Annotated in this window: 9 protein-coding genes; all 9 read left to right on the top strand. The window is 38.4% G+C overall.

Annotated elements, in window-relative coordinates; all coding sequences use genetic code 11:
- The first annotated feature begins 1 nt into the window (after position 1).
- The 9 genes from ACUXV2_RS18400 (at position 2) to ACUXV2_RS18360 (ending at position 13,258) form a co-directional block, all read left to right on the top strand.
- Positions 2-1,030, top strand: coding sequence for a UDP-N-acetylglucosamine 4,6-dehydratase family protein (locus ACUXV2_RS18400; protein WP_446244597.1), 1,029 nt, complete (start codon positions 2-4; stop codon positions 1,028-1,030).
- Positions 1,023-1,733, top strand: coding sequence for an acylneuraminate cytidylyltransferase family protein (locus ACUXV2_RS18395; RefSeq protein ID WP_446244596.1), 711 nt, complete (start codon positions 1,023-1,025; stop codon positions 1,731-1,733). The genes ACUXV2_RS18400 and ACUXV2_RS18395 overlap by 8 nt, the downstream gene beginning before the upstream one ends.
- Positions 1,726-2,760, top strand: a complete 1,035-nt coding sequence (gene neuB, locus ACUXV2_RS18390; protein WP_446244595.1) for an N-acetylneuraminate synthase — start codon at positions 1,726-1,728, stop codon at positions 2,758-2,760. The genes ACUXV2_RS18395 and neuB overlap by 8 nt, the downstream gene beginning before the upstream one ends.
- Positions 2,757-3,905, top strand: coding sequence for a UDP-N-acetylglucosamine 2-epimerase (gene neuC / locus ACUXV2_RS18385; protein WP_446244594.1), 1,149 nt, complete (start codon positions 2,757-2,759; stop codon positions 3,903-3,905). Before neuB ends, neuC begins: the two co-directional genes overlap by 4 nt.
- 10 nt (positions 3,906-3,915) lie before the next feature.
- Positions 3,916-4,533 carry an acetyltransferase gene (locus ACUXV2_RS18380; RefSeq protein WP_446244593.1) on the top strand — a complete coding sequence of 206 codons (618 nt, stop codon included), beginning with the start codon at positions 3,916-3,918 and terminating at the stop codon, positions 4,531-4,533.
- Positions 4,534-4,540: 7 nt separating this feature from the next.
- On the top strand, positions 4,541-5,683 hold the full coding sequence (locus tag ACUXV2_RS18375) for a DegT/DnrJ/EryC1/StrS family aminotransferase (RefSeq protein ID WP_446244592.1): 1,143 nt from the start codon (positions 4,541-4,543) through the stop codon (positions 5,681-5,683).
- A 63-nt stretch (positions 5,684-5,746) separates the two neighbouring features.
- On the top strand, positions 5,747-6,784 hold the full coding sequence (locus ACUXV2_RS18370; protein WP_446244591.1) for a hypothetical protein: 1,038 nt from the start codon (positions 5,747-5,749) through the stop codon (positions 6,782-6,784).
- A gap of 213 nt (positions 6,785-6,997) precedes the next feature.
- A complete protein-coding gene (locus ACUXV2_RS18365) occupies positions 6,998-10,147 on the top strand; it encodes a SpoIID/LytB domain-containing protein (RefSeq protein WP_446244590.1) in 3,150 nt (1,049 codons plus the stop codon).
- Between the two features lie 39 nt (positions 10,148-10,186).
- A complete protein-coding gene (locus ACUXV2_RS18360) occupies positions 10,187-13,258 on the top strand; it encodes a triple tyrosine motif-containing protein (protein ID WP_446244589.1) in 3,072 nt (1,023 codons plus the stop codon).
- Positions 13,259-13,504: the final 246 nt, after the last annotated feature.

The raw sequence follows: 13,504 nt of genomic DNA, 5'->3' as shown, positions 1-13,504 counted from the left end.
AGTGTTTGAAGGTAAAAAGATTCTAGTTACAGGCGGTACAGGTTCAATCGGAAGCGAAATTGTAAGACAGTTATTGAGGTATAATCCTTCAGTCATTCGTATATTCAGCAGAGACGAATCCAAACAGTATTTTTTACAGCAAGAATTAAGCGAGTATGATAATATTCGTTTTCTTATCGGGGATATTAGAGATAAGGAACGTTTAGAATATGCAGTGAAGGATATAGATATTATATTTCATGCAGCTGCACTGAAGCATGTACCAGCGTGTGAGTATAATCCGTTTGAAGCTGTAAAAACAAATGTGTTGGGTGTTCAAAATATCATTGAAGCAGCGATCGATCAAAATGTTGAAAAAGTGGTGGCGATAAGCACGGATAAAGTGGTAAACCCTATGAACACAATGGGAGCAACTAAACTGCTGTCAGAACGATTGATTTCTGCAGCTGAATATTATAAAGGTTCTTCAAGAACGATATTTTCATGCGTCCGCTTCGGGAATGTAATGGGTTCAAGGGGATCGGTCATTCCTTTATTTAAATCTCAAATTGAGGAAAATCGTCCACTCACATTAACAGATGAAAGAATGACACGCTTTATGATGTCCATTCCTCAAGCAGCCCGATTGGTTTTGGATGCTGGTAAAAATGCAATAGGCGGAGAGACATTTGTGCTGAAAATGCCGGTATTATTGATTAAAGATTTGGCAGAGGTGTTAATTGATGATTTTAACACTAAATATACAACTACAAGAGATACATTGAACATTGAAGAAGTGGGTATAAGACCAGGTGAAAAACTGTATGAAGAGTTAATGACGGTTGAAGAATCTGAAAGAGCATTTGAAAATGATCAAATGTATGTAATCAACTCTCACTTAAAACATAATTTGGATGCACCAAAGGGCTTTGTGAAAACAGAAAATAAAGCATATTCTTCGTTAACCGCTAAAGTTCTGACTAAACAAGAGATCAAAGATTTGTTAAGTAGTGAGGACCTATTATTTTCTAAGGTTGATAGGAATGATTAATTTAGCGATTATTCCGGCAAGAGGCGGTTCAAAAGGATTAAGAAACAAGAACATTCTCCCTCTGGCTGGGAAACCCTTGATCTCATATACGATTGAATGTGCTCAACAGTCAACTCTTGTAGATCATACGTTAGTATCTACCGATTCTCTTGAAATAGCGGAAGTGTCGAGGAAATCTGGAGCAGAAGTTCCTTTTATCAGGCCAGCCGAATTATCATCTGATACGGCTTCAAGCATAGATGTTTTAATTCACGCGGTTAAGAAATTTGAAGAAGAAACAGGCAAAAGGGTAGCCAATGTTATTTTACTGCAGCCTACATCGCCTTTAAGGACCACAGCTCAATTGAATCAAGCAATCGAACTATACTTGGCTAATGAACAGACACCTGTTGTAAGTGTGTGTGAATCAGAAAGTCACCCATACTACTTGAGAAAAATCAGCGGCAATAACCTTGTCCCTTATGATGATACAGCCAATAACCATTTGAGGAGACAAGATTTGGAAACGGTATATCAGCTTAATGGTGCAATTTATATTACAAGCAGGGACTTCCTTATTGAACATGGATTGATTTATAAGGATAGAGTGATTCCATATGTAATGCACAAAGAAGCTTCAATTGACATAGATGATAAATATGATTTTTTGACAGCAGAAGCAATCCTGAAAGAAATGAATACGGGAGATGAACGTTTTGTTTAAAATAGGGAAAACTACCATCGAAGAAACTTCACCTGCTTATATTATTGCAGAAGTTGGTGTGAATCATAATGGAGATGTAAATCTTGCCAAAGAATTAATCGATGTGGCAGTGGAATGCGGCGCAGATGCTGTGAAATTTCAAACTTTTAAAGCGGAAAACCTGGTTTCAAAACAAGCTGAACAAGCGGAGTATCAAATAAATAATTTAAAAAAACAATCTTCTCAATATGAAATGCTTAAAGAATTGGAACTGGATTTTGAAGACTTTAGAATGTTAAAAGATTATTGTGAACGGAAGGGCATAGAATTTATTTCTACACCTTTTGATGATGAAAGCGCCAGATTCTTAAAAGAAATAGGAGTACATGCAATCAAGATAGGTTCTGGGGACCTAAACAATATTCCTTTCTTACAAAGTATCAATGAACTTGGAATACCGGTGATTTTATCAACTGGAATGGCAAATATGGCTGAAGTGGAAGAGGCTCTGGATGCCCTTAGTCAGTCCCAAGTGTCAATATTGCATTGTACGTCTAATTATCCGGCACCCTATGAAGATGTAAACTTAAAAGCAATGGATACATTAAAGCAAAGCTTTAATAAAATTACTGGATATTCCGATCATACTCTAGGAAACGAAGTCTCCATTAGTGCCGTGACTCTCGGTGCCAAAATTATTGAGCGTCATTTCACCTTGGACCAAGAGCTGCCGGGTCCTGATCATAAAGCTTCTTTAGAACCAAAAGATTTAAAGGATCTTATAAAATCTGTTCGTCATGTTGAGGCTGCTCTGGGCGATGGAATAAAAAAATGTATGCCTTCTGAGGAGCCAACAAAGAAGGTTGCAAGAAAAAGCTTAATTGCTTTGAAGAATATTGAACCAGGTGATACATTCACTGAAGAAAACATTGGAATAAAGCGTCCGGGAGACGGGATTGAACCTAAATTTATGCCATTATTATTAGGCCGTAAAGCCAAGAATGCCATTAAAGAAGATAGAACAATCACTTGGGATGAAATATTATGATGAATAAGATAACAGTTCACGTCGTAACTGGGACCAGAGCAGATTACGGTATTTATTTCCCTTTGCTCAGCGCTTTGGACAAGCATGATCAGTTTGAGTTAAAAGTGATTGTAACCGGGATGCATTTGTCCCCCTTCTACGGGAATACAATAGATCAAATAATGAAAGATGGATTCAAGGTTGCGGGAAGAGTCGACAATCTCTTGCAGGGATCTACCGAGGCCAATATGGCTAAATCTGTGGGGTTAGGCATATTGGGAATGACAAATATATTAGAAGAAGACGAACCGGATGTAGTAGTGGTGCTTGGTGATAGAGGGGAAATGCTGGCAGCCTCTATAGCGGCCTCGCATTTAAATATACCAGTTGCTCATATACATGGTGGAGAAGTTTCTGGATCTATTGATGAATCGGTACGCCATGCGATAACAAAACTATCTCACTTGCATTTTCCCGCCACAGAAAAAAGCGCTGAAAGAATTATGAAAATGGGGGAAGACCCATGGCGTATTCATAGAGTAGGTGCTCCCAGAATCGATACAATAGTAAGCAGCCAGTTACCTGATCTTCAAGAAGTCAAAAATCAGTATGAATTACTTGGAGTGAACGAGTATTATTTATTTGTTTATCATCCAGTAACAACTGAACTGATGGACTTAAAAGATCAGGTTCGCCTATGCCTTGAAGCACTAAAAAATACAGGCGAAGATGTGGTTATCATCAAACCTAATTCTGATGCAGGGAATCAAGTCATTAATGAAGCATATGAAGAGTTCAGTGATTATCATAAATTTCATTATGTTACCAATTTTTCCCCTATGGAATATTTAGCGATTTTAAAAGGTTCTAAGGCGATGATCGGAAACTCTTCTTCTGGTATCATCGAAGCCGCTTCTTTTAACAAGGCCGTAATCAATATTGGGATTAGACAAAGAGGCAGGGAACAATCTGCTAATGTTATTAATGTCGAAGAGAATAAGAAGGAGATCGAGGAAGCACTCACCTTCATCTCTACCAATGAGTACAAGAAGCAGCTTATCAATATCACAAATGTTTACGGTGATGGAAAGTCAGTAAGCAGAATAATGAACGTTTTATCTCAAATAGAAAAGAACAAACTGATTAATAAGATTATTGCATATTGAGGGTTGATGTATGAATATTTTAATCGGTGCCGGTGGACACGCTAAAGTAATAATCGATGTTCTTTTAAGGAGTAATGAAGAAATTATAGGATTTGTTGATGATAATATCAAATCATCATTTGAGGGATTTGATATTTTAGGGAAGGTATCTGATATTCCAGAGATCATGCAGAAACATGTGAATGCTAAGTTTATCATTTCAATTGGAAACAATTTTGTTCGCGAAAAAATTGATAACATGTTTTCTGATCTTTCCATTCCTTACGGGAAAGCGATAGACCCTTCTGCATTGATTGGCAGAAATGTAACAATAGAAGAGGGTACGGTAGTGATGCCCGGTGCAGTGATTAACTGTGATGCTGCCATTGGAAAGCACTCAATAGTCAATACCTCAGCTACGATTGATCACGAGTGTACAATAGGAGATTATGTTCATATTTCTCCAGGAGTAAACCTTGCAGGGAATGTGAGGGTCGGAAACCTTACTCATATAGGGATAGGAGCTTGTTCTATCCAAAGCATTACGATTGGAAATGAAGTTACAGTAGGTGCCGGGGCGACGGTCATCAACCATATTGATGATGGCTTAAAAGTTGTCGGGACACCAGCCAAGCCTTTAACAAATTGAAAGGGGATTGACGATGGATCGTATATTTTTATCTCCGCCTCACATGACGGGTAATGAGTTGGATTACATAAATAAAGCGTTTGAAACAAATTGGATTGCTCCTTTGGGACCTAATGTAAATGAATTTGAAGCTAATATCGCAAAATATGTAGGTGTTGAAAGCGCCGCTGCAGTAAGTTCAGGAACTGCAGGTTTACACTTGGCATTGGAACTATTAGAAGTGAAGCAAGGGGATATCGTATTTTGTTCTTCATTAACATTTGCCGCCAGTGCAAACCCTATTAAATATCAAGGGGCAACCCCCGTCTTTATTGACTCGGAAGAAGAAACATGGAATATGTGCCCAGTAGCTTTGAGGAGAGCCTTTGACAAATATGAAGGTTTAGGTAAGCGTCCTAAAGCGGTGATGATTGTGGATCTATATGGTCAAAGTGCTAACATGGATGAATTAACTGAAATATGTAATCACTACGGTGTTCCGATCATTGAAGATTCAGCAGAGTCATTGGGAGCCTCGTATAAAAATAGAAAAAGCGGTAGTTTTGGAAAGATAAGTGTATTCTCTTTCAACGGTAATAAAATTATCACAACATCTGGTGGAGGCATGATGGTTTCAGATGACCCCGCTTTAATGGAGAAGGCAAAGTTCCTTGCAACACAGGCACGTGATAAAGCTGTTCATTATGAACATAGTCATGTTGGTTACAATTATCGGTTAAGTAATATTCTTGCAGGGGTTGGAATTGCTCAATTAAATGCTCTCGATGACAGAGTTAAAATCAGAAGAGAGATATTTGAACGATATGTAGAAGGATTCACTGATATTGAAGGAATCTATCCAATGCCTGAGCCGGCTGGATATTATTCCACAAGGTGGTTATCAGTATTTACTATCGATGTTGACCAAGCAGGGAAGACACCACATGAAATTATAAGTGAATTAGAGGGTCATAACATTGAGGCGCGCCCAGTATGGAAACCGATGCACCTCCAACCAATCTTTAAAGAATATGATTATGTTACTGCTGGAGACAAAGATGTAAGTGAAAGCTTGTTTTTAAAAGGCATTTGTCTACCGTCTGGATCCAGTATGTCGATTGAAGACCAAGAAAAGGTGATACAGATTATCAAGAACTTTGTAAAAAGCTGATCCTGCTGCTTCTGAATGAAGATGAGGCTTAAAAGTTTCAACTAAAGTAAGGAGATAAATTATATGAACGTTTTTTTAATTGAATCACCTTTACAGCTCTTAAATGCAATTGAAGCACAATCATATTACAAAATAAAAAAAGAAGATACATGGCTCCTTCTACAAAACGGTGAAATTCCGGAAACCCTTGAACAAATGAAAAATATGATTGAGCCTGAACTATGGCCGAATGTCAGGGTGGTTGGTTCAGGGAAAGGCAAAATCAGCTGGTTTACACGGATGCTGGGCCTTAAAAAGCTTGCTAAAAAATCACAATCAATCAATCGTTTGTTTATAGGGGATTATCGATCTGATTTAATGAGGGATTTCGCTGCAACGGTAGATTACAATCAACTAATCATTATCGATGATGGAGCTGCTACATTAAACACTTATAAAAGTTTAGTGGATGAGAAATCCAGGAATGAGTTCCTGAAAGATTCCAGCAAAGCCGATAAAACGAAAAGTATGGTAAAAAAAGTTGCTTATTCCGGTCATGCCCCTAAAAAAGAACATCCAGAGCATATTCAGCTTTTTACAGTGTATGATTTACCCTCTACTGATGAAATAGAAGTGCATAAGAATGACTATCACTTCCATAAGACAATTAGTAAAGAGAAAAAGGTAGAGGACAAAATTTGTTTGTTAGGTACCCCGCTCCCAGAAAAGAATGTAATATCAGGGAATCAAAAGTATTTGGAATATCTAAAAACAATAAAGGAAAACCTGCCGAATCTTCCTTTGGTTTATATTCCGCATAGAGCAGAAGACGGGTCCAAATTACAAGAAATAGAAGAATTAGGATTTAATATAGATAGAAATAATACATGTGTAGAGCATAAACTCATATACAGTGATACTATTCCGAAATATATCGTTTCTTTCTATTCATCAGCACTAATTAATCTTAAACAAATGATGAATTCCGATGTGAAAATTATTTCTTATAAAATCCCAACAAAAGATATTACTGCTTCTAAAGCATCCAGTATTCAATCGGTTTATGAATATTATGCGAAAGAAGTCAATGTCTATGATATAGAACCATCCCAAGAACCCTAAACTTACGAGTTTGGGGTTTTTTACTATTTATGGGAATAACGTAAAAAAGGTTACATATTTGAAATGATTGTATTATTATTAGGAAGGAGAAAAAATGTGTAAAAGAGGCAAAAAACGACATTGGTAAATAATAGAAGTATAACTGGAAGCTAAAAAGTATTGGAATTCTTGTCGATAAAAGTCATGAAAAGTAAAAAACTAGGAGGGTAACAAATGGAATATGTAAGAAAGGTAAAGGGGGCCTTGATTTTCGTTTTCGCAATGGCACTCTTTTTGATTGTACCAAGTGGCACCAGTGCAAGCGGTCCTGGCCTTATCACGGTCAAACTATCCAATCATCTGGGCAGTTTGTCCACCATTAATTTCGAAGCTTCTGGCAGTTACACAATTGAATCAGATGGATATAAAATAGATTCCAATGAATCATACAAGTTAAAATCTGTAAATAACAAACTACTACTCTATAAAAACAGTACTCTGATTAAGGAATATGTTGATACTATAAATCTAGTACCCGAAGATTACAATAATCAAACATATATTACAATAGCAGAGTCAAAAAAATATGATCGATCTTTATCGTATCTTGGCGAAATGAAATTTACGGTGGAGAGCGGAAAATATGTGAGACCCTATAATACTTTATTTATAGAAGACTACATAAAGGGTGTTGTAGGATTTGAAATGTATCCTACGTGGCATATCGAAGCATTAAAAGCTCAAACTTTAGCGGCAAGGACTTACGCGATGAGCTATGTTGACGAACCTGGCAGAATTATAACAGATACTCAAGGTTCACAAGTCTATGCTGGAATACCTTTTGGTGATGTTTACAACAATTCAAGAAAAGCAGTAGAGCAAACAAGAGCAGAGGTCATTACATATAATGGGGGAAGGTGGATTTCTGCACTCTACTCTTCCTCTAATGGCGGTCAAATGCTCTCTAATACAAATTATTGGAATACTGACAATGACTATCATGCGTATTTGACAACAAAAGAAGATCCTTATGACCGTTTTAATGGTAATCCATATAACTCCTGGAATTTTTCTTTAGAGAAGGAACAAATTGATTTAACACCATATGATTTAACAAAACCAAGCAATTGGTTCGATCAGGTGACTGAAAAAACTACTTTTGGAAGTAACGTATCGGGGGCATTAACGACAGCTCCCTACGAAGACGATTATGGGTTTACTAATTATGACCTGAAAATTGTAGAAGTCAACGGCCTTGACTTAGTCCACACGAATATCTCTCCTGATGAATACCTGAAAGGTAAAGTGACGATAACTTACATGCTGAAGAATAGTTTGACAAATGAAATCAGGATGTCAAACGGAGAGGTAGCCAGATATAAACGAGAATTTACGTTCCCAATGACTAAATTCCGTACAATGTTTGGAACAAGTATATTTAAAAGCATCAATATCAATAAAGTTGAAGATAAGCAAACCAATTTGATGATTACCGGAAGTGGATTCGGTCATAGTGTCGGGATGAGTCAGCATGGTGCGCAAAATATGGCTGCTAACTTCGGCAAGACCTATGATGAAATAGTAAAGCATTATTACGTCGGTACAGAAATTATGAAGACTCAATATATACCTGCTAAAGTCTCGAATGCTGAAATTTTTGTCGATAAAACAAGTCCTCAAGAAAAAGGTGCTTCTATCAAAGTAAGCGGAAGTGCTACAGGGGGACATGAAAAGTTGTATAAATTCTGGGTGAAAGAAGGCTCTGAATGGAAGGTATTAAGAAACTATTCTACTCAGGATTATGTTAATTGGGCCCCTAAAGAAGCTGGCGAATATACTTTAAATGTACATGTGAAAGATCGATACTCCGTTAATGCTTATGATTCTTATAAAACATTAAACTATGTTATCAGCGATTCTGAAAAAGTTGTGATAGATCAATTTAATCTTTCACCGGAAACTACTACTTCAACGGGGAATCAAGTAACGATGAGCGCACAAGCAAGCGGCGGAAATGACTTGCAATATAAATTCTGGGTGTACAACAAAGACAAAGGAACATGGTTAATGGTGCAGGACTATTCAGCCAATAATCAGATCCAATGGAAGGCACAGGAAGCGGGCAACTATCAGCTGGTTGTTCATGTGAAGAGCGCGAATTCAACCAAGAGCTATGACGCATACCAGGCAAAGGACTATAAGGTAACCCCGCCTGAAAAAGTGGAAATCAGCAGCTTCAATTTGACACCGGCAACTGGAACGACAACCGGTAACACAGTGACGATGCAGGCGAGTGCCACAGGAGCGGACAACTTACAATACAAGTTCTGGGTGTACAACAAAGATAAGGGTACATGGTTGAAAGTTCAGGACTACTCCTCTAATAGCCAGGTTCAATGGCAAGCATCGGAAGCAGGCAACTATCAGCTGGTTGTACATGTGAAGAGCGCGAATTCAACCAAGAGCTATGATGCATATCAGGCAAAGGACTATAAAGTATCCCAGCCTGAAAAGGTGGAAATCAGCAGCTTCAATCTGACACCGGCAACTGGAACGACAACCGGTAACACAGTGACGATGCAGGCGAGTGCCACAGGAGCGGACAACTTACAATACAAGTTCTGGGTGTACAACAAAGATAAGGGTACATGGTTGAAAGTGCAGGACTATGCATCTAACAGCCAGGTTCAATGGCAAGCATCGGAAGCAGGCAACTATCAGCTGGTTGTACATGTGAAGAGCGCGAATTCAACCAAGAGCTATGATGCATATCAGGCAAAGGACTATAAGGTATCCCAGCCTGAAAAGGTGGAAATCAGCAGCTTCAATCTGACACCGGCAACTGGAACGACAACCGGTAACACAGTGACGATGCAGGCGAGTGCCACAGGAGCGGACAACTTACAATACAAGTTCTGGGTGTACAACAAAGATAAGGGTACATGGCTGAAAGTGCAGGACTATGCATCCAACAGCCAGGTCCAATGGAAAGCGTCGGAAGCAGGCAATTATCAGCTGGTTGTTCATGTGAAGAGCGCGAATTCAACCAAAAGCTATGATGCATACCAGGCAAAGGACTATAAGGTAACCCAGTCAGAAAAGGTGGAAATCAGCAGCTTCAATCTGACACCGGCAGCTGGAACGACAACTGGTAACACAGTGACGATGCAGGCGAGTGCCACAGGAGCGGACTTACAGTACAAGTTCTGGGTGTACAACAAAGATAAGGGTACATGGTTGAAAGTGCAGGACTATGCATCCAACAACCAGGTCCAATGGAAAGCGTCGGAAGCAGGCAATTATCAGCTGATTGTGCATGTGAAGAGAGCGAATTCAACGAAAAGTTATGATGTTTATGAAGCAAAAGAGTACTGGGTGAAGTAAGAACATCAACTAGAGTGAGTTTTTTTAGGAGGATATTAAGTGAAGAAAAGTTTTATAGGTTTTATTGCCAGTCTTGTTTCCCTTATGATTGTTTTACTGGTATCGACAAATGAAGCACGAGCGAATGGATTTAACGTAATGATCGATCCTGGACACGGTGGAAGTGATCCGGGAGCGATCAATTATAATACGGTACCTGATACGTATGAAAAAGTATTGAATTTACAATTGGCCTCAAAAGTCAAAAAGTATCTTTCTCCTTATGTGGGAAATGTATACATGACAAGAACCTCAGACGAATATTTAAGTTTGGCTGAGAGAGCACAAATGGCAAATGATAGAAATGTAGACTTATTCTTAAGTATTCACCATGATTCTTCTTACAGTTCAGTCGTGAATGGAGTAAGTGCACATTACAGCTCTTACCGCCCGGCTCTTGATAAGTCAGGGAACTATGTAATATACAATGGGAAGATCTATCCTTATGTAGACGAAAGGAAAGTAGGGTCAAGCACCCACATTTTCTATAAAGAAAATGGTGTGACAAAGTCAGTAGATATTAATGATGTTCATGTATACGACTCCACGCCTACACCACAGGCAACTAAAAGTTCGGAACTTGCTCTGAATATTACAGATAATCTGGCTTCTTTGGGGCTGAACAGGAAATATACGTCTACTGGTGTAAAAGATAATATTTTTTACGTAGTAAGATGGACAAAAATGCCTTCTGTATTAGTTGAAGCAGGATTTGTTTCCAATCCGATAGAAGTGTTGAAACTCACTGACCCGGCCTTTCAGGAAAAGTCCGCCAAGAAAATTGCAGATGCCGTCATTGATTCATTTGGGTTAAGAAAACTGGATATTACCAATGTAGAAGTTTCAAGCTCAAATAATTTCGAAGTAGATTCACCGATTACGTTTAATACAATTACGAAGCAAAGCGACTCTCCATTATATAAATATTGGATAAGAGAGAATGGAGAATGGAAGAAACTCCAAGAGTATTCGAATAGCAGCAGTTTCAAATGGACACCGAGTAAAGCAGGGAAGTACGAGTTTGTTGTCCATGCGAAAAATAGTTCCTCTTCTAGCTCTTACGATGATTACTATACATTCAACGTAACGGTTAAAGAGAAACCTGTGAAATTAAGCGTTGCTGAAAACGGTTATAGTAATCAAGATTACACCCTTAGCATTAGTTCAAGTAACACACAAAATAAGTTATTTAAATATTGGGTACAGTATGATGGCAAATGGGAATTGATAAGTAATTATTCACGAGCCACCTCAGTTAAATGGGCTCCTCCTTCGGGTGGAGAATACAATTTTGTCGTTCACATGAAAGATGAAAGTTCGTCAAACAGTTACGATGAATACGATCAGAATAAAGTAACTGTGTCTCAAAACCCAATTCACTTACCACTTTCGGGATCGCTTAAAGAAGGTGTCAATACTACACTGAAAGCAGAGAGCCGAAACGGAGAAAACTATCTTTATAAGTACTGGGCTTACGACGGGGTAAACTGGCATATGATTAGTGATTATACCGATGGAGAAGTGAAGTGGATTCCAAATCTTTCAGGGAATGTGGACCTGATTGTCCATGCCAAAAAAGAAGGTTCCACAAAAGCGTATGACGTATACAGCAAACAAAAAGTGAATATTGCAGAATCGAATGTTACTATGAAATTGAACAGCGATAAAGTAGAAGCGTTTGATGATGTAGAAATTACCACATCCATGAATGACAGTGGTAACTATTTGTACAAATACTTTATCAGGGAGAATGACAGCTGGGTAAGATTACAGAATTATTCAAGTGATCCTACTTTAAAATGGACGCCTGAAAACAAAGGAACGCATGAATTCCTGGTACATGTCAAAAATACGAACTCTACAAACAGTTATGATGATTACAGGTTGCTTACAGTTAACGTTTTCGAACGAAATATGGACTTGAAAATCACACCTGAAGATAAAAATGTAGTAGGGCTCCCAATCAATATTGAAGTAGAAAATGTATTCGAAGGTGCTCAATACAAATATCTTGTAGAAAGTTCCGCTAAAGAAAGCACGTTGATGTCAGCGAATATGAACGACGGAACTGGAGAGTATGTTTCATCCAATACGTGGTCCTGGACACCGGCAGCGACTGGTGAGGTAAAGGTTACTGTTCTAGTTAAAGCGCCTGGATCTGCACAATATGATTATAAGGTAGAAAAAACGATTACAGTGGCAGAGCCAGACAAAGTAAAAGCAGAAAGCATTTCAGTGGATGATACTGACTATCCAGTGAATATAACTGCGAATGCCAGTGGAGGGACTATCCTTCTATACAAATTCTGGAGTTATAATACAACAACAAACGAATGGGTCAAGCTTAAAGAATATTCCCAGGACAATAAAGCTTCCTGGAGCCCTGAAAAACCGGGAGATTATCAGCTGATCGTACATGTGAAAGATCAAAACTCTTCAAAGAGTTATGATTCTTACAAAGTATTAAACTACGGGGCAGCTAAACTCCCTGTGGCAACGATTAACTCATTTATGACGACACCTTCTGCTCAAGCAGCAGTCGGAAGCCCTGTTACGATTGTAGCGGATGCGTCAGCGGATACGAATGCTCAATATAAATTCTGGTTGAAAGATGTGAAAACGGGCGAATGGACGAAGCTGCAGGAGTACAATGATAACAATCAAGTAAATTGGACCCCATCAGCTGCTGGTGAATTTGAACTGGTTGTACATGTGAAAGATGCCAAATCAAATCGTCCGTATGATGACTACAAAGTGTTGAATTTCAAGGTACTTGAGAATGAAGGAATTAAAGTGCAAGAAATCGTGACAACACCACTCCAGGATGGTGCGGTAGGACAAAATATAGAAATCACGGCTGCGGCATCAGGTTCAAATTCTTTGTTATATAAATTCTGGGTATATGATAAGAATAAGAAAACGTGGCTGAAGCTTGGTGATTATAGTAAGGCTTCAACGATGAACTGGGTGCCAGAGGAAAGCGGAAATTATCAACTGGTCGTGCATGTGAAAGATGAAAATTCATCTAAGAGCTATGACGCCTATAAAACATATGATTTTAACGTGAAGTAAAGTAAAGTAAAGCTATCAGAAGGTTTATTCCTTTTGATAGCTTTTTTTAGGCTCTTTTTCATGCTTTATTGGTGTGCAGCCAAGAAATTATCGGAACTTTGGAATAATGGTGGTGGACAGTAAATTTGCTATGCTGGAACTCCTAAATATAATGAGTTTTGGCTGACGGCACGAGGATAAATAAGGAACTTTTGTTATGAGAAGTAACAAATATGTAATAATCATATTATTGTTCTTTTTTCTGTA

Source organism: Rossellomorea sp. NS-SX7 (assembly GCF_052828565.1).
The sequence above is the reverse complement of the archived record's forward strand: the minus strand, read 5'-3'. Positions and strand labels throughout refer to the sequence as shown.

What these genes read in the sequence shown, in the direction of transcription:
- ACUXV2_RS18395 (WP_446244596.1), top strand. Translation starts at nt 1,023, where the DNA reads ATGATTAATTTAGCGATTATTCCGGCAAGAGGCGGTTCAAAAGGATTA.
- neuC (WP_446244594.1), top strand. Translation starts at nt 2,757, where the DNA reads ATGATGAATAAGATAACAGTTCACGTCGTAACTGGGACCAGAGCAGAT.
- ACUXV2_RS18380 (WP_446244593.1), top strand. Translation starts at nt 3,916, where the DNA reads ATGAATATTTTAATCGGTGCCGGTGGACACGCTAAAGTAATAATCGAT.
- ACUXV2_RS18370 (WP_446244591.1), top strand. Translation starts at nt 5,747, where the DNA reads ATGAACGTTTTTTTAATTGAATCACCTTTACAGCTCTTAAATGCAATT.
- ACUXV2_RS18365 (WP_446244590.1), top strand. Translation starts at nt 6,998, where the DNA reads ATGGAATATGTAAGAAAGGTAAAGGGGGCCTTGATTTTCGTTTTCGCA.